Genomic DNA, 17,841 nt, shown 5'->3' on the forward strand with positions numbered 1-17,841 from the left:
CGAAACCTCAAAGTGAGTTGCGTGAACTGCCAGGAGGTCGTGCTGGGCCGGGCGGGCACCGGGGGGCGTGGGCGGGACACCGCCTGGTTCGTGCACTGCCGCACCTGTGCCGAGCTCGCGCAGGAGCAGCTCGAACCGCTGGACCTTCTGCCGGCCGACAGCGGCCTCGTCATCTACCGCTGCCGTCGCTGCGGCGACCGGCGGGTCTGTCGGGCGGGCTGGCGTACCCGCTGTCACGTCTGCCTCGATGGTCGGTCAGCCGGGTCGGCGCTCGACGCCGGAGCGGCGCTGCTCGCTCGAATGCCACAGGAAGCAGACCTCGCTGCCGGAGTGCGGCAGTTCGCCGGTCTCGCGGCGGACGCGCCCGTGCCCGTGCGGACCGCCGCCGAATTCAGCGCCGCCGTGGCGCTGGGCGAGGACCTTGATCGGTACGCCCGGGACGGGTGGAGTGTCGTCGCGGGCGACGTGCACGGCCTGCCCTGGTTCGGTCGCCGCCTGCAACCGACTTCCCACGGCACCTGGGCCATCCACGACACTTGTGGAACCCTGCAGAAGGCGACGACCGCGCAGGCCGTCTGCCGGTCCTGCCAGCCGGAGCCCGGCAGCCGCTCCTTCCTCCTGCTCCAGGACACGCCCTACCTCCTCTACCTGGTGCGGCACCGCGGCCTGCAGAAGTTCGGCGTCGGCGGCGAGCGCCGGGTACGCACTCATCTCGGTGCCGGGGCCACGGTGCTGCAGGTGCTCGAAGCCCGCCATGCCGACGTGATCACGGCGGAGGCGATCCTCAAGCGGCAGAAGCAGATGGAAGCGGTGCCATTGCGGTTCTGGCGGACCCGGCGGATGCCAGCGAGCTTCGGTGTGGGCACGGAGGTGGTGCGCGCCAGCGTGCCCATCAACCTGTCCGTGGTGTTGCCCAACGGCGTCGACGTCACCCACCGATTCACGCGCGAGCCGGTCTGACGCATCCGCCGTACGAACCAGCTCGGCCACGCGGGCGTAACGCGGCGGTTGGTTGCCGAGGTCTTGCAAGAAGCGGAGCAAGGGACGGGCGTCGAAGTGCTCCTGACGTCCGTCGGACAGAGAGTAAAGAGGGAAGCTTGTCTAGCAAGAAGCGACCATTCGCGCTGTGGGTCGGTCGGGAAGAGGACCGGACCATCGTCGCGCTGCGGCCGATGACCCTGTCAGGCAGCAAGAGCGGGCAGAGCGACGAGAAAGGTGCCCTGTCACGAACCGTCGTACCAGAGGGCACGACCGTGAAGTCGGGCGGTGGATTCACTGCCTTCCTGACGCTGCTGGCCGTCGCCGGAGCCCTCGCATCGTGTATCGCGGGTACCCCCTGGGCAGTCAGGATCGGGCTCGTCGTGCTCGCGTTCATCCTCTTCGCGTGCTCGGCCAACCTGGCGTCGGGTGAAGTCACGGTCGCGCGGCTGCAACCGGACGAGCACCTCATCTTCGACCATCCCGATGACCGGCAACAGGTCGACCGACTCACCGACTTCGCCAAGCGAATCGACCACAAAGCGCCTGCGTTGCAGCAGGTGATTCCTCAGGCAGAGGCCCGTGAGACGCTGGCCCGGGCGCTCTGGCAGGGCACTGGGCTGCTGGCCCGACAACGCGACGTTCGTGCGGTCATCGACGACCTGGATGAGCAGGACACCAATGGGCTGCCGTCGGACAGCGTGGCGGTGCGTGAGCTGGCAGCCCAGCGTGAGCGAGCGTTGTTGGCGCTTGATGGTCTGAAGGCTGAGCTGGAAGAGCTGGAGTCGGTCTTCGCCGCCGTGGTCGAGGCGAGCGATGAGTTCGCACGTGAGCAGGAGATCCGCGAGGCTACGCGGCGAGCCGAAGACGTGCTGGCCGGCTTTGCCGCCCCCGGCCGGGTGAGCCCCGAGGACGAGTCGGATCGACTGGCGAACCACACGCTGGCGGTGGTGGAGGGGTACCGCAGCCTAACTCACCTGTACGCCGACAAGGCGTAGCCCGCATGGCGAGCCGGATCAGGCAGGCGTACGCCCGTGGCCACCAGCCGGCGGTCACCGCGGGGCGTGCCGAGCGGGCCGGCGCTGCGCACCATCCGGTCGGCCGCCTGCCCGGTTCAGGGCGTCGGGGTGGCGGCGCTTAGGACGCTGCCGAAGAACACCATGACGGTGAAAAGGATCATCGGGCCGACGAAGATGTAGCCCAGGACGAGACCGGCGACCGCCATCCCGTGCCCCGACCGCATGCCGTCACGGGTCTCCCGCAGGGCCAGGTGACCGAGGATGACCGCGAGGACGCAGGGCAGCCCGAACAGGCACCAGCCGCCGAGCACGCCGAGGATCCCGAGCACCAGCGACGCCGTCGCCATGCCCGAGGTCAGGACGGGCCGGACGGTGAGCCGCTGCCCGCCGGGCGGGTGGCCGCCGCCCTGGTAGGGCAAGGCCGGGACGGGTGCGTACGCGCCGGTGGGCGCGGACACCGGGGGATAGGGCCCCACGACGGCGGGCAGCGGCGGCTGCGGGCGGGTGGGGTCGAGGCCAGGCTGCGGGTAGGTCATCGGTGCGGTTCCGTTCTTCCGTCGAGGTGGGTGAGCAGGGCGCTCACCTCGGTGTGCAGGCGACGCAGCTCGGCGGCCGTCGGCGCCAGCTCGTAGCAGTGGTGGTGGGCGGCGGCCGACAGGGCCGCCCAGGTGAAGGCCACCCGCCGGGCGACGGCGGGCCCGGGCCCGAACCGGCCGCGTAGCATCAGCTGCTTCGCCCGGCCCTGCCGGCACGCGGCCACCACCGGACGGGTGCGCCGCCAGTAGGCGTCGATGCCGCCTTCGAGGGCGAGCCGGATCAGGCAGGCGCACGCCCGCGGCCACCAGCCTGCGCTCACCGCGGCCGCGCCGAGCGGGCCCGCGCCCCGCAGCATCTGGTCGGCCGCCGCCAGGCAGGCCCGGGGCGTCGGCCCGGTCACGACCGCACCTCGGCGCCGTCGCGGGGCGCGGGCACGGCAGCCGGGGGCGGTTGCAACACCGCCGCCAGGTGCCGGACGTCGGAGACCAGCTCGGGCAGGTCGAACAGGTACGCCCCGTGCACGCCCTCCTTGCACGCCTTGTACGCGCCCACCGCCCGCGAGCCGTGCCGGCGGCTGAGATACCCGAGGACGTCACCGCCCCGGTCGGCGTCGTCGAACAGCGCCAGCGCGACGGTGGTGGTGAGCCTGCGGGACGCGGCCACGACAGCCGCCTCGATGTCGTCGTGCGGCACACCCCGCGCCACCCGCCGCCGCCACACGATCCGGTGACACGCCGCCTCGATCGCCGAGCGGCACAGCTCAGCCACCACCGGCCCCCGCACCTCGGACGCGATCTCCTCGGCGCGGGCCAGCGCGTACGCGTCGTCCAGGTAGCGGGTCACCGGGTCGGAGCCAGGGCGCAAGGTCACCACCGACCGCTCCGCGCGGGTCACCTCCACGATGCGGGACCGACCCAGGTCGAGGCGGCCGAGAGCGTCGGGCAGCCGGGTGTCGTGGGTGAACACCACCACCTGCCGCTGCTCGGCCAGCTCGGCGAGCACCCGGGCCAACCCGTCCACCTTGGCCGGATCCATGCTCTGCACCGGATCGTCGACCACAATGAACCGAAACGGGCTCTCCGGCGCGCAGCCACGCGGCAGGAACGTCGCCAACCCGAGGGCGTGCATCTCGCCCTGGCTCATCACCCCCAGCGCGGTGCCGTTGTCCGCGCCGTCCACGCTGACCGGGATCACCACCCGCCGCCGGGTGTTCATGCCCGCCAGGGGCATCGCCCCGAGCTCGACGTTGCTCTCCTGCCGCAGCTGCGCCCAGATCCGCTGCGAGTGCTCCGCGAACGGCGCCACCCGCTGGTTACGCAGCTGCGCCCCGGTCGCCTTCAACCACGCCCGCGCCGCCCTCACCCGCGCGAGGGCGCGTTCCCACTCCGGCATCGTCCCGGCCGACGCGATCCAGGCCCGCAGCTCGCCGGCCACCGCCCGCCAGCCGGTGTCGCGCTGGCCGAGCAGACCCTTCGCGTACGCCTGCGCGGCCTGCGCCGTCGCGAGCACCGCCGGGTACCGGGCGCTCAGGTGGTCGGCCAGCTCCTCCGGCCCGCCGGGTGCCAGCCGCAGCGCGGTCACCGCAGCCTGCAGGTCGTCGACCGGCACCCCGTCGGCGGCGCCGGTGGGCACGTCCAGGTCGTCGATCAGGTAGTGCGCCCGCTGCAGCAGCGCGGTCAGCCGGGAAGCGGCAGCCTGGGCGGCGAGGGTACGGTCGCGCAGCTCCGCCAGGGACGCGGCGGCGCTGGTCCGCCAGTCGCCGTCGAGGCGGCCCGTCGCGCAGACCGGACACGGCCTGTCGCCCTGCTCGTCATGGTGCTCGACGGCTAGCCGGAGCAGCTCGGCGCTACGCAGCGAGGCCCGCGACCGGCCACCGTCGTGCCGGCGGGCCTGCGCGGCCGCCTCCCGAAGCTGCTCGGCGAGGCGGGTCACCTCGTCGACGTCGGGCAGCTGCATCGCCGCCAGCCGCCGGCACAGCAGCACCGCCTCGTCGGCGGTCGGCTCGTCCGGCTCGTCGAGGATCGCGGTCAGCGCCGCCAGGTCGGCCGCGCCCCGGGTGCGCAGCAGCGCGGCGGCCCGCCGGGCCCGGTCGTCGTCGATCCCGGCGAGGGTGTCGGTCAGGACGGCGCGCTGTGCGCGTACCTCCCTGATGGTGGTGTCGACGGGGCGCGCGGCGGCCATCAGGCGGCGGTCGGCGTCGGTGATCGCCTCCAGGCCGAGGATCGCGGAGATGGCGTCGAAGAGCTGGCTCTGCGTGCTGGCGGTGAGCCGGCCCAGCTCGGCAGCGGTGAGGAACGGCCGGTACAGCTCCAGCGGCCGGGCCAACCCCAGCTCGGCCAGATCCCGGTGCGTGCCGTGAGCGCTGGTCACCGTCACCTCGGCGTCGCCCAGCTCCGCGTCCGGTGCCCAGGACCGGACCACCCGGGTGGGCGAGGCCACCCCGTCGACCCGCAGCTCGACGGCGATCCGGCACGGATCGCCGTCGTGCAGATTGCGCCACCCGGTACGCCACACACTGTTGCGATCCGCCCAGCGCGCGCTGTCCCCAGTCAGGGCCAGTTCGACGGCCTCGGCGAAGCTGGACTTGCCGGAGCCGTTGCGACCGACCACCACGGTCAGCCCGGGGCCGGGCTCGATGGCGAGGCTGCGCTCCGGACCGACGCCACGGTACCCGGCGACGGTCACCGACGAGAGCCAGATCCGCTCCCGCGGCTCGTCCGCCGCGATGCGCTGCGGCTCCAGCGCGGCCGGCGCGCCGGCGAGCGCCGCATCCAGGTCGGCCTCGCCGGTCAACGCGGCGAGGACCACCTCGGCGGTGTCATCGGGTACCCGGTCGGCGGCGAGCCGGTCGAAGATCAGCTCGACCAGGGGTTCGATGTGGTTCATCAAGCGACCTCCACTGAGGCGGATGGGGGAGTGCGTACCGCGCCGACGCAACGGCTCGATCCGGGTGGTGGTACGGCAACGCTCGGTGGCTCTCTACTTGTGAATCGCTGGTCAGGCCGCGAGCGCAACGTGCCATTCGCGCAGAAACGCCTCAACCAAGGCGTGCGCCCGGGCCTGCACGTCAAACGACTCGTCGACCCGGCGGCGCGCCATGTGCGCCAGACTGTCGGCGGCCTCGTTCAGGGCGTGGTGGGCGTGTGCCTTGACGTGCGCGAACGTCACATCCGGGCGGGCGCCGACCAGGTCGGCGAGCCGGACCAGGGTGGGCTTGATGCCGTTGTGCCGGGGCCGCAGGTCGTAGCCGGCGGGCATCGCCCCGGACTCGCCGTCCTGCCAGCGGTGCAGGTAGTTCAGCGCCGGTCGGCTGTCGACCAGCACCATCATGCCGACCGGGGGCGTGTCGTAGGCGGTGAGCAGGAACTCGACCGCCCGGAGTTCGCTGACCAGCACCCGCGAGCAGCCGGTCGGGTCGACGCGACCGGGGCGGCGGCTGCGCAGGCCGTAGCGGCCGTCGCTGGTAACGTAGCCGATGCCACCGGCCCGGCCCTTCCAACTGGCGTCGGTCGCGGCGATCAACGGCGCAGACGTGTCCGCCCAGCGGCGGACCTGGCCGCGGCCCGGCTCGTGTGCCGGCCGGCAGGCGAGGTGGTGGCGGGTGGCGAGCTGCGCGGCGGTGTCGATCAGCTGTGCCGCCGAGCCGAGTTCTTCGTAGTGGGCGGCGGTCAACGCCACGCGGAGGGCGTCGGCGATGGCCTGGCAGGTCTCGCAGCGGCGGGGCTTGACGTAGGCGCGGAGGGCGAGGGCGCGGTCGTGCAGGGGAGCGGGCAGCAGGTGCAGGGCGCGGACGAACTCGTCGGGACGCATGACACCCTCAGAACTCGGAGACTTCGGTGACCACGGCGGTCAGCTTGTCGCCGGAGCGCCTGGTGCTGGCCATCTCCTCCTGCTGCACGGAGGCGGAGTCACCGGTGACCTCGAAGGTGTTGATGATCGGGTCCTCGGCACCCTTGACCTGGTACGTGACCTCGTACGTCCTGGACGGGTCGAGACCAGCGCCGGTGTAGGTGACATTGATCCGGTAGGTGACGTTGCAGCCGGCGCTGCCGAAGCACGCCTTGCTCAGGATCTTGACCTTGAGCTTGAAGTCGCTCTTCGTCGGCGCGTCGTAGCTGAGGGCCGGGGGTTCGGTGGTCGCCGGTGCCGCGACGGGGGCGGTGGTCGGGGCGGAGGTCGTCATCGCCGGAGTCGGAGCAGCCGACGTGACAGCCGCGGCACCCTGATTCGGCTTGTCGTCGCTGCCCGCCGTGGCCAGCAGCGCACCGCAGCCGCCGAAGCAGAGCAGCAGCACCAGGACCACTCCGCCCACGATCCACCCGATCAGCGGCTTCTTCCGACGTGCAACGGGTGGAGTGTTCTCGGCCTCCGGCGCGCCAGACTGGACGCTGAACTGCGGCGGGACATCGGGCTGGGTCATCACTTTCTCCTCTGAAGTGCGTGGGCAGTGGTGATCAGCTCGGCTGTCAGCGGTCCAGCCGAGCGAGGTGGGTAGAACGGGGCGTGGGGTGTGCGCCCGGTCAGGCGGACGGGATGCCGATGACCTCGACCTCCACGCCCTCCGCCCGCAGGGTTTTCATCGCCTGGTAGAGCGCGACCTGGGCGAAGGTGAAGAGCGACTTCACGGTGACCGCACGGCCCGACCTGAGAGCGATGGCGTAGACGACCTTGCGTGGCCGGAAGCCGCCCGGGAGCGCCCGGCCGTTGGGCTGCTGCCCCACCAGGTCGAGGAACCTCGCCCGGGCCTCCTCGTCGTAGCGCAACGCCTCGACAGAGGTGATCCCCTGGGCGAAGAGATGGCTCAGCGGAGAGCTACCCGATGCGCGCTTGACGTGGACCAGCTCGTCATCCGGGCCGAGCAGATCGCACGCCTCGATCCCATGCGGATGCTGCGCCGTACGAACGAACTTCTTGTCGAGCAGAACGAACCGGCTGTCGCCGTTGGCGACCGCACGGTTGTACGCGTCCTCGTCGGGCAGGTCATCGGTCCACGGCGGCAGGACGATCTCGGACGGCCGGTCCAGGATCTGGTGAATCTCCTGGCTCAGGAACTCCCGGTGCCGCTCACCGATCTCGTACCACCTGTCCTCGTGCAACAGCAGATGACTGGTGCCGAGGGCCACCTCAGCGGTGATCCAGCGGGAAACCGGCGTCGACACCATCTCGTCGCTTCCGCCGACGTCGCCGCAGAGCGTGAGCGTGCCGGTCCGCAGGCCGGACCACCGGTCACCGTCGAGCGCCTGGTTGGTGTGAGCGAGGATTGCGGCCAAGTCCAGCTCCGCGGTGAGGCTCGGGGGCCGCCCGGACTTCGGCACCCGGATCCGGTACGACCCGACGTGTTCGATGTCGGCGACGAGATCGCCCGGCACGGCCAACCCGAGCTCCGGCGGCTCGGGCAGGGCCAACCGCTGGTCCAGCGTGCCGTGCAGCTCCGGCATGCGGGAGTCGGACGCCGGCACCGGCCGGATCTGCGTGATGAACTCCAGGTCGGCCGGCGGCGACTCCTTCCGGCACACCCGGTCGATCTCCCGCAGGTCGGCGAGAAGCCCTTCCGGCTCGACGCAGAGCGGGATGCGCAGGGCGTCCCCACCCTCGACCCTGACCGGCCCGCCGGTGCGGCGGCACGCCGTCAGGTTCGGGTTGTCGGTGCGGCCGCACACCTGGCCGACGATCTCGCCCCACTTGTCGATGCCGTACCGCCAGATGGGCTGGCCGCCCGGCACCAGGCTGCGGTCCACGCGGCCGCTGGCACCGACCACCCGGCGGCGGACCTGGCGGATCTCGCTGGGCAGCAGGGCTCGGACCGCGAAGGACACGCCGAAGGTCCGGTCGAACGTCTCGTGCTCGACCATGAAGCGACCGAGGGTGCCGTACGCCAGGGCGTACGCCCAGTCGTCGACGGCCAGGAGCAGCGCACCCCCGCCGCTGCTGTAGCCGAGGTCGACATCCTCGCCGATGAGGCCGGCCAGCACGTCGCACCACTCGGCCCGGGCGCGCGGCACGCTGCCGTGCACCAGGAGCGCCGGGACGCCGGCGACCTGTCGAGGCGCCGGCTCGAAGCCGTGCTCCCGCAGGTATTCCTCGTTGAGAGCCGCGACGAGTCCGTCAGTGGTGGGCGGCACGGTGAGGCGGTAGATGGTGGTCGGGTAGGTGCCCGGCGGCCCGGGCGGCAGGGGGCACTCGAAGAGGGCGGGCTGGTTGGGGGAGCGGCGCCTGCGGTCCTTGCGGTTCGTGCCGGCGCGGTTCGTCGCACTGCGCATGTCGATCTCCTCGCGTAGAGATTCGGGGTGGCGGAGGTGCGGTGGAAACTGCGCCGGGGGTGGGCTTCGCGGCCCCCGCCCCCGGCGGTGACGAGGATCAGCTCAGGGCGACGGTCACGCCGCCGGAGAACGGCGAGTCGTGCAGCTCGAGCTTGGCGAGCTTGACGTTCTTGGGGATGTCGAAGACGACCACGCCGGTGACCTGGTTGCCGGGGTTGATGTCGTTGAGGAACGTCTCGGTGTTCTGGTTGGCGTAGAGGGCCGCCTCACCGTCGGCCGAGTACTCCGTGCCGTTGGCGGCGTACGCCTTCTGGCTGCTGCCGTCGAACATCTGCGACTCCTTGCCGATGTTCTTGACGTTGATCGTGACCAGGCAGAACTGCCCCTGCGCCTTGGTGCCGACCACGCTGCTGCCGAGCTTGGCGACGCCGCACTTGGCCGACTTGACGGTGAACTCGAACTTCCCGTCGCGGGCGGGCTGGCCGATCTTCGCGGTCTTCGGCTTGTCGTCACCCTTGGCGCTGCCGGCGTCGGCCTTGCTGCTGCTGGTGGCGTCGTCGTCGGTGGAGCCGGCACCGCAGCCCAGCGCGACGAGGGCGGTGGCGATCAGGGCGAGGGTGGTGGTCTTGCGCATCGTTTTCCTCCTGCTGTGAACGTGGCGGCGTCAATAAGAGCAGACGCTGTGAACGGTGTCAACAGTCATGATGCTTGACGGGTGTGACACACTCCGAACGTGCAGGAGACACCGACCATCACCGCAGCGGAGATCGCCCGGCTCGCTGGTGTCGGCCGGGCCGCCGTCAGTAACTGGCGCAAACGCCACCCTGACTTCCCCGCCCCGGTCGGCGGCAGCGCCGCCAGCCCCGAGTTCGACCTCATTCAGGTCGAACAATGGCTCCGCGACCAGGGCAAACTCCCCGAGGTCGGCACCGCCGACCGGCTCTGGCGACACCTCGCCGCCGCCAGCCACTCACCGGCCGCCGGCCTGGCCACCGTCGGTGCCCTGCTGCTCGCCCGGCAACGCGGCCACCGCGCACCCCGATCAGTCGACCCGCAGCTCAAGCCGCTGCTGCCCGACCTCGACGCGCTCGCCGACGAATCCGGACCGCAGGGCGCGTTCGACGACCTCTGGCAGCGCTTCTCCGCCCCCGGCCCCGGCCGGCCCTTCGCCACCCCCGACGACCTCGCCGACCTGATGGTCGGGCTCGCGGGCGTCGGCGGCGGCTCCGTCCTCGACCCCGCCGCCGGCTCCGGCGCCACCCTGCGAGCCGCCGTCCGCGCCGGCTGCACCTCCGCGTACGGGCAGGAGCTCGACGAGGAACTGGCCCGGCTCGCCGGACTCTGGCTGGCCCTGCGCGACGTGCCAGGGGAGGTGCACGTCGGCGACTCGCTGCGCGACGACGCCTACGCCGGCCGCACCGTCGACGCCGTCGTCTGCCATCCGCCCTTCGGCATCACCACCTGGGGATTCGAGGAGTTGAGCCACGACCCCCGGTGGATCGTCGGCACCACCCCACGCGGCGAGCCCGAACTCGCCTGGGCCCAGCACTGCCTCGCCCACCTGCGCCCGGGTGGACACGCCGTCCTGCTCATGCCCCCGACGGTCGCCAGCCGGCGTCCCGGCCGGCGCATCCGCGCCGAACTGCTGCGCCGCGGCGCGCTGCGCGCCGTCATCGCGCTCCCGCCCGGGGTGGCCGCCCCGCACGGCGTACCCCTGCACCTGTGGGTGCTGCGACGCCCGCCGGCCGACGCGCCGCCACCGGCGCGGGCGCTGCTCGTCGACGCCGCCACCGGCGACACGGACGAGACCTACCCGCGCATCCTCGCCGTCTGGCGGGCCTTCACCGCCGCACCGGACGCCGAGGTGGAGGAGGCCGGCTTCGCGCGCGCCGTCCCGGTCATCGAGCTGCTCGACGAGGAGATCGACCTCACCCCCGCGCGCCGCCAACCCGCCGTCGCGGGCGAGGCCACCGGAGAGCATCTGGTACGCACCCGCGAGCGGCTCGCCGCCCTCGTTGGCGAGCTGCCCGTACTGATGCCGCAGGTCACGCCCACCGCCGAGGACTCCGACGGTGACGTCCTGTCGGTCGGAGAGCTGGCCCGGGCCGGGGCGCTGCACCTGATCGGCCCCGTCCGCGCGAACGCCGCCGACGCGAGCGAACCGACCGGCGACGGGCCACCCGTGCTGACCGTGCAGGACGTCCTGAACGGCGAGGAGGCGTCCGGCCGCGACGACGGCCGGCTCGGGCAGGAGATCGCGTTGCGAGCCGGCGACGTCGTGGTGCCGATGATCGCCCGGCAGCTCACCGCCCGCGTGGTCACCACCGACGGAACCCTGCTGGGGCGCAACCTCTACCTGTTGCGCCCCAACCCCGCCGCCCTGGACCCGTGGTTCCTGGCCGGTCAGCTCCGCACGTCGGCGAACGAAAAGCAGGCGTCGAGCCTGTCCGGGACGCTGCGCTTCGACATCCGGCGGGCACTGGTGCGCCGACTTCCGTTGGATGAGCAGCAGGCGCACGGCGAGGCCTTCCGCCGGCTGGACGCGTTCGAGTCGGCTATCCGACAGGCCGCCTCGCTCGGCACCGAACTCGTCCGCCTCACCGCCGACGGCCTGGCCCGAGGCGCGCTCCGTCCTGATCAGCGATCTTCGCGCACGTGACCGTTCAGGTAAGGACCACAGCGGCTCGGCTCCGCTGACGGAACGGACGACCTCCCGGGCCGGGTGGGGGACTACGACGATGCAGGGCCGCAGGCCATACTGCTTGACTTAAGGCAATCGAAAGGAACCTGGTGAGTACCAAGCACCAAGAGCTGGCCAACTTCATCTGGTCGGTGGCCGACCTGCTGCGCGGCGACTACAAGCAGTCCGAGTACGGCAAGGTCATCCTCCCGTTGACCGTGTTGCGCCGCCTCGACTGCGTCCTCGAGCCGACGAAGGACGCGGTGCTCGCCCGCCACCAGCAGCTCAAGGATGCCGGCGTGCAGAACATGGACCCGGTGCTGCGCCGTGCCGCCGGGCTGTCGTTCTACAACACCAGCGAGATGTCCTTCCGCAAGCTTCTCGGCGACCAGGACCACGTGGCGTTGAACCTGCGCGCCTACATCGGCGGCTTCTCGCCCGGCGCGGTCGACGTGCTGGAGAAGTACGGCTTCGACACCCAGATCAGCCGCCTCGCCGAGGCCGGGCTGCTCTACCAGGTGGTCGCGAAGTTCGCCGACATCGACCTGCACCCGGACGTGGTCTCCAACCACCAGATGGGCTACGTCTTCGAGGAACTGATCCGTCGCTTCTCCGAAATCAGCAACGAGACCGCCGGTGAGCACTTCACCCCGCGCGAGGTCATCAAGCTGATGGTCAACCTGCTGCTCGCCCCCGATGAGGACGACCTGGTCACCCCCGGCATCGTCCGCAAGATCTACGATCCGGCCTGCGGCACCGGTGGCATGCTCAGCGAGGCCCAGGACCACATCCAGGCGCACAACCCGCACGCCACCGTCGAGGTGTACGGGCAGGAACTCAACGGCGAGACGTACGCGATCTGCCGCTCCGACATGATGCTCAAGGGCGGCGACCCGACGAAGATCGCCTTCGGTAACTCGTTCAGCCAGGACGGCCACGAGAGCGAGCGCTTCGACTACATGCTCGCCAACCCGCCGTTCGGCGTGGAGTGGAAGAAGGTCGAGCCGGTCGTCAAGGCCGAGCACGCCCGCGGCTTCGCCGGCCGCTTCGGCGCCGGCCTGCCCCGGATCAACGACGGCTCGCTGCTCTTCCTCCAGCACATGGTTTCCAAGATGAAGCGCCCCGAGGACGGCGGCAGCCGCCTGGCGATCGTCTTCAACGGCTCGCCGCTCTTCACCGGAGCGGCCGGGTCGGGGGAGTCGGAGATCCGCCGCTGGATCCTGGAGAACGACCTCCTCGAAGGCATCGTCGCCCTGCCCGACCAGCTCTTCTACAACACCGGCATCTCCACCTACTTCTGGATCCTCACCAACCGCAAGGACCCGGCCCGCGCCCGCAAGGTCGTGCTGCTCGACGGCCGCGACTACTGGACCAAGATGCGCAAGAGCCTCGGCGACAAGCGCAAGATGCTCACCGACGAGCACATCGCCGACCTGACCCGGGCGTACGTGGAGGCGCTGTCCATCGCGGACGACCCTGAGCACCCGCAGCACGCCAAGGTGAAGGTCTTCAAGACCACCGACTTCGGCTACCAGCGGATCACCGTCGAGCGCCCCTTGCGGCTGCGCTTCGAAGTCACCGAGGAGAGGGTCGCGCTGCTCGCGGAGGCCAAGGCGGTGCTCAAGTACGCCGAGCGGGAGTCGCTGCTGGCGGGAGCGAAGTCGCTGATCGGTACGTCGGCTGGGACTCGTGCCGAGTTCGCGATGAAGCTGAACGGGCTGGGGAAACTGCCTGCGGCGGTGGAGAAGGCGGTGTGGGAGGCGTTCTCGGTCAGCGACCCGGAGGGTGAGGTGCAGACCGACCGCAAGGGCAACCCGTTGCCGGATGCCGACCTGCGGGACAACGAGAACGTGCCGCTGGACGAGGACATCCACGACTACCTCAAGCGCGAGGTACTGCCCCACGTGCCGGACGCTTGGGTCGACGAGGTTAAGACCAAGATTGGCTACGAGATTCCGTTCACCCGCCACTTCTACGTTTACACGCCGCCCCGCCCGTTGGCTGAAATTGACGCTGAGATCAGGGCGTTGGAGGCAGAGATTCAGGCAATGCTCGGCGAGGTTGCTCGATGAACGGCCGGTTGGGATGGGGCGAGACGGCAATAAAGCGTCTTGCGCATGTCACGTACGGGCTCGGACAGCCGCCGCCGTTGAGTCCTGACGGTGTGCCGATTATCCGAGCAACGAATATCCATCGTGGCCGGATAACCAGGGATAACCTTATCTTCGCGGCCAAGGCAGATCTGCCGCTAGATCGCGCACCGCTTCTTAAGTATGGCGAGGTCCTGGTTGTCCGGAGTGGCGCCTACACGGGTGATTCGGCAATGGTGACCGAGGAGTGGGTGGGCGCTGCGCCAGGATATGACTTGAGGGTCACCCCTCAGCGGGTAGAGCCGCGGTTTCTCGCACATGCCCTTCGAAGCAGTGGCGTTGGAGAAAAAATCCGCCTCGCGAGCAGTCGGGCTGCCCAACCGCACTTGAATGCCGAAGAGTTGGGTGAGATTTCCATCGATGTTCCGCCTCTGGAGGAGCAGCGCCGCATTGCCGACTTCCTTGACGCTGAGACAAAGCGTATCGACGAGGTGCGACTGGCGCGTCGCCGCATGCAGGAGCTTCTCCGGCTGAAGCGCGAGCGGGTCATCGAGAACCTGATCGATGATCAGGGGAACAGCCACAATCTGGTTCCGCTGAAGCACCTTGTCGAGTCCGTCACCGTCGGGATCGTCGTCACTCCCGCTGCCTGGTACGTGGACAGTGGCGGGGTGCCCGCCCTGCGCGGAGTCAATGTCAAGCCCGGGAGAATCGACGATAAGGACCTCGTGCATATCAGCGACGAGGGTCACCTGGTCCACCGCAAGTCTCGTTTGAGGGCCGGCGATCTGGTTGTAGTGCGAACAGGTCAAGCGGGGGCTGCCGCCGTTGTGCCGGAAGAACTTGATGGCTCCAATTGCATCGATCTGGTAATCGTACGGCCGGGAACCACCCTTACGCCGAGGTTCGCCGAGTACCTCTTGAATTCGAGCTACGCTAAGAAGCGTGTGGCGGAGTTCGCCGTGGGCAGCATCCAATCGCACTTCAACGTCGCTGCCATGAAGGCAATGCCCGTTCCTCGCCACTCCGTCATTGACCAGCAGCGTATCGTTGCCGAGATCGACCGGGTCATTGAGCCAATAGCTGAGGCCGTGAAACAAATGGAGAAGCAGGATCAGCTTTTGGTCGAGCGGCGGCAGGCGCTCATCACGGCGGCGGTCACGGGACAATTCGATGTGACGACTGCTCAGGGGGCCGATGCATGAGCTTCGTGTATCAAGAGCGGTGGTTCGAAGCTGCTATCGAGGACGCGCTGTTCGGCTCGGGGTGGCTGCGCGGGGCGACCAGCAACTTTGATCGGCAGTTAGGATTTGACACAGCTGAGCTGTTCGCGTTCATCGGCGCGACGCAACCGGACGAGTGGGACAGGTTGCTGGCGTACCACGGGAACAACCCGGACGTGGCGCAGCGGCAGTTCGCCCAACGCCTCGCCAACCAGATCGATGAGCGCGGGCCCTTGGACGTTCTCCGCCGTGGCGTCAGGGACAAGGGTGTCCTGATCCGGCTCGCCTACTTCAAGCCCGCCCACGCCATCACCGACGACGCGCTCAAGCTCTTTCGCGCCAACCGCCTGACCGTCACCCGCCAGCTCGCCTACTCGTCGAGCAACAACAACACCCTCGACCTGGTCCTCTTCGTCAACGGCATCCCGCTGGCAACGGCCGAGCTGAAGAACCCACTCACCGGTCAGACCGTCGAGGACGCCAAGGAGCAGTACCGCAAGACGCGTGACCCGAAGGAACTGCTCTTCGCGCGGCGTACCCTCGTGCACTTCGCCGTGGATCCCGACCTGGTCTTCGTCACGACGAAGCTGGCGGGGGAGAAGACCCGCTTCCTGCCCTTCAACACCGGGTCGAACGGGCCGGGCGTCTCCGGCGGCGCCGGCAACCCGCCGGCCGGCGCGTCCGGCTACCGCAGCTCCTACCTGTGGGAGCAGATCTGGCACCCGGACACCTGGATGGACCTGGTGCGGCGGTTCCTGCACACCGACAAGGACTCCAAGGCGCTGATCTTCCCGCGCTACCACCAGTGGCACGCGGTCACGCAGCTCACCGAGCATGCCGCCCGCCACGGCTCGGGGCAGAACTACCTGGTGATGCACTCGGCCGGGTCGGGCAAGTCGAACACCATCGCCTGGCTGGCGCACCGGCTGTCGAGCCTGCACACCGGGTCGGACGTGGCGAAAGAGGGGCTTCGCCCCAACGAGCCGGTCTTCGACAAGGTCATCATCATCACCGACCGGGTGGTGCTGGACCGGCAGTTGCAGGACACCGTCTTCCAGTTCGAGCACGTGCCGGGCGTGGTGCAGCGAATCGACAAGGACTCGGCCCAGCTCGCCGCCGCCCTCCAGGGTGAGACGGCCAAGGTCGTCATCACGACCATGCAGAAGTTCCCCTACATCCTCGACAAGGTGCAGGGGCTCCGCGGTAAGCGGTTCGCCGTCATCGTCGACGAGGCGCACTCGTCGCAGTCCGGCGACTCGGCCGCCGCGCTGAAGAAGGTGCTGCTCAAGCTCGGCAGCGACGACGTGGACGAGTCGGGGGACCTGCTCACCGCGTCGGCGCTGGCCCGGGGCCGGCACGAGACGCTGTCGTACTTCGCGTTCACCGCCACGCCGAAGCCGAAGACCCTGGAACTGTTCGGCACCCCACACCCGGTGACCGGGGACGCGCAGCCGTTCCACACGTACTCGATGCGGCAGGCCATCGACGAGGGCTTCATCCTCGACGTGCTGCGCAACTACGTGACCTACAAGTCGTACTGGAAGCTGGCCAACGCCAACCCCGACGACCCGGACGTCGACCCGAAGAAGGCCGGCGCCCAGCTCGCCCGCTTCGCCAGCCTGCACCCCACCATGCAGGCGCAGAAGGCGGAGATCATCGTCGAGCACTTCCGCAAGCACACCGCGCCGCGCCTCGGCGGGCGCGCCAAGGCCATGGTGGTCACCGGCTCCCGCGAGGCCGCCGTCCGCCTGCACACCGTCATCAAGAAGTACGTCGACATGCAGGGCTACGTCGGCTGCGACTCCCTGGTCGCCTTCTCCGGCGACCTGGAGGTCGACGGCGTCGAGCACACCGAGGCGCGGGTCAACGGGTTCAGCGAGGGCGAGCTGCCCGAGCGGTTCGCCTACACCGCCGCTGACGACAAGTACGCCGGCACGCCGAAGGCCAAGCAGCTCACCGAGTACAAGATCCTGGTCGTCGCCGAGAAGTACCAGACCGGCTTCGACCAGCCGCTGCTCACCACCATGTACGTCGACAAGCTGCTCAAGAACGTCGCCGCCGTGCAGACCCTGTCCCGGCTCAACCGCACCCACCCGCTCAAGGCCCAGGGTGACGTGTTCGTCCTCGACTTCGTCAACGAGGCCGGCGACATCGCCGAGCAGTTCAAGCCGTACTTCGAGACCGCCGCCACCACCCCCACCGACCCGAACCTGCTCTACACCGCCCAGCATGCCGTCACCGCGTACCCGATCCTGGTCGACTCGGAGATGCAGGCGTACGCCGAAGCGCTGCTCGCCGCCGAGCAGAAGGCCACCACGGACACCGCGCTCCAGCGGGCCCACGCCTCCCTCTACCGCTTCACCGAGCCCGCCGTCGACCGCTTCAATGCCGTGGCTGCCGACGACCCCGAGGCCGCGGACGGCTTCCGGTCCGCGCTGCGCGACTACACCCGCATGTACGCGTTCCTCAGCCAGATCGTCCCCTACCACGACGAGGACCTCGAACGGCTATACCTGTACGGGCGCGCGCTGCTCAACCGGCTGCCGCGCCGGCAGGACCCGTCCGTCGACATCGGCGAGGTGGTGCTGACCCACCTGCGGGTAAGCAAGACCGGCGAGCACGACGCCTCCCTGACGCCCGAAGGCGAGCAGATGCTACCCGGCTTCGTCGGCGGGGGAGCGGGCCGGCAGCACGACCCGGACAAGGTGGCTCTCTCCGAGCTGATCGACGAGTTCAACGACCGCTTCGGCATCGGGCTCGGTGAGGCCGACAAGGTCTGGGTCGAGCAGCAGATCGTCGCCCTCGCCGAGGACGGGGCCCTGGAAGCCGCCGCGATGGTCAACGACGAGAGCAACTTCGGTGTCGTCTGCGACAAGCGGATCGAGGACGTGATCCTGTCCCGGCACGACGACAACGGGAAGCTCATGCAGCGCTACCTCGACGACGAGAGCCTGCGCTCGCAGCTCAACCAGTTCGCCCGCCGGCAGGCGTACCAGATGATCCGCCGCCGCAAAGGAATCGCCTAGCCGATTTAATGCCGGACCAACGACAACC

Annotated in this window: 13 protein-coding genes; 6 read left to right on the forward strand and 7 right to left on the reverse strand. The window is 69.8% G+C overall.

The genetic code is table 11. The features are described from left to right. Positions 1 to 21: 21 nt before the first annotated feature. Together GA0070611_RS06540 and GA0070611_RS06545 are read left to right on the forward strand one after the other, a co-directional pair. Positions 22 to 960 (forward strand): hypothetical protein, encoded by a 939-nt coding sequence (locus GA0070611_RS06540; RefSeq protein ID WP_157740224.1) that lies wholly within the window; start codon positions 22 to 24, stop codon positions 958 to 960. A 137-nt stretch (positions 961 to 1,097) separates the two neighbouring features. Then, entirely contained in the window at positions 1,098 to 1,976 is an 879-nt protein-coding gene (locus GA0070611_RS06545) for a hypothetical protein (RefSeq protein ID WP_157740225.1), read from the forward strand. A gap of 116 nt (positions 1,977 to 2,092) precedes the next feature. Here GA0070611_RS06545 and GA0070611_RS06550 read toward each other — a convergent pair whose 3' ends face one another. The 7 genes from GA0070611_RS06550 to GA0070611_RS06580 all read right to left on the reverse strand — a co-directional run bounded on the left by GA0070611_RS06550 (position 2,093) and on the right by GA0070611_RS06580 (position 9,428). After that, positions 2,093 to 2,533: a DUF4190 domain-containing protein gene (locus tag GA0070611_RS06550; RefSeq protein WP_091659123.1), complete on the reverse strand. Its 441-nt coding sequence runs from the start codon at positions 2,531 to 2,533 to the stop codon at positions 2,093 to 2,095. Beyond that, complete coding sequence (locus tag GA0070611_RS06555; RefSeq protein WP_091659126.1) at positions 2,530 to 2,934, reverse strand: hypothetical protein; 405 nt, start codon at positions 2,932 to 2,934, stop codon at positions 2,530 to 2,532. The genes GA0070611_RS06550 and GA0070611_RS06555 overlap by 4 nt, the downstream gene beginning before the upstream one ends. Continuing rightward, on the reverse strand, positions 2,931 to 5,420 hold the full coding sequence (locus GA0070611_RS06560; protein WP_091659131.1) for an AAA family ATPase: 2,490 nt from the start codon (positions 5,418 to 5,420) through the stop codon (positions 2,931 to 2,933). The genes GA0070611_RS06555 and GA0070611_RS06560 overlap by 4 nt, the downstream gene beginning before the upstream one ends. A 111-nt stretch (positions 5,421 to 5,531) precedes the next feature. Continuing rightward, positions 5,532 to 6,344 carry an RNase H family protein gene (locus GA0070611_RS06565; protein ID WP_091659135.1) on the reverse strand — a complete coding sequence of 271 codons (813 nt, stop codon included), beginning with the start codon at positions 6,342 to 6,344 and terminating at the stop codon, positions 5,532 to 5,534. A gap of 7 nt (positions 6,345 to 6,351) precedes the next feature. Next, a complete protein-coding gene (locus GA0070611_RS06570) occupies positions 6,352 to 6,954 on the reverse strand; it encodes a hypothetical protein (protein ID WP_157740226.1) in 603 nt (200 codons plus the stop codon). Positions 6,955 to 7,054: 100 nt separating this feature from the next. Continuing rightward, positions 7,055 to 8,794, reverse strand: coding sequence for a DUF6119 family protein (locus GA0070611_RS06575; protein ID WP_091659142.1), 1,740 nt, complete (start codon positions 8,792 to 8,794; stop codon positions 7,055 to 7,057). 97 nt (positions 8,795 to 8,891) lie between these two features. Continuing rightward, a complete protein-coding gene (locus tag GA0070611_RS06580) occupies positions 8,892 to 9,428 on the reverse strand; it encodes a DUF4352 domain-containing protein (protein ID WP_091659147.1) in 537 nt (178 codons plus the stop codon). Between the two features lie 99 nt (positions 9,429 to 9,527). Between GA0070611_RS06580 and GA0070611_RS06585 the strand changes: the two genes are divergently transcribed. From GA0070611_RS06585 to GA0070611_RS06600, 4 genes are all read left to right on the forward strand, one after another. After that, entirely contained in the window at positions 9,528 to 11,453 is a 1,926-nt protein-coding gene (locus tag GA0070611_RS06585; protein ID WP_091659150.1) for an N-6 DNA methylase, read from the forward strand. Between the two features lie 131 nt (positions 11,454 to 11,584). Beyond that, a complete protein-coding gene (locus GA0070611_RS06590; RefSeq protein ID WP_231921350.1) occupies positions 11,585 to 13,546 on the forward strand; it encodes a type I restriction-modification system subunit M in 1,962 nt (653 codons plus the stop codon). Next, a complete protein-coding gene (locus GA0070611_RS06595) occupies positions 13,543 to 14,769 on the forward strand; it encodes a restriction endonuclease subunit S (protein ID WP_091659156.1) in 1,227 nt (408 codons plus the stop codon). The genes GA0070611_RS06590 and GA0070611_RS06595 overlap by 4 nt, the downstream gene beginning before the upstream one ends. After that, a complete protein-coding gene (locus GA0070611_RS06600) occupies positions 14,766 to 17,813 on the forward strand; it encodes a type I restriction endonuclease subunit R (RefSeq protein ID WP_091659160.1) in 3,048 nt (1,015 codons plus the stop codon). The genes GA0070611_RS06595 and GA0070611_RS06600 overlap by 4 nt, the downstream gene beginning before the upstream one ends. Positions 17,814 to 17,841: the final 28 nt, after the last annotated feature.

Source organism: Micromonospora auratinigra (assembly GCF_900089595.1).
Taxonomy (GTDB): Bacteria; Actinomycetota; Actinomycetes; order Mycobacteriales; family Micromonosporaceae; genus Micromonospora; species Micromonospora auratinigra.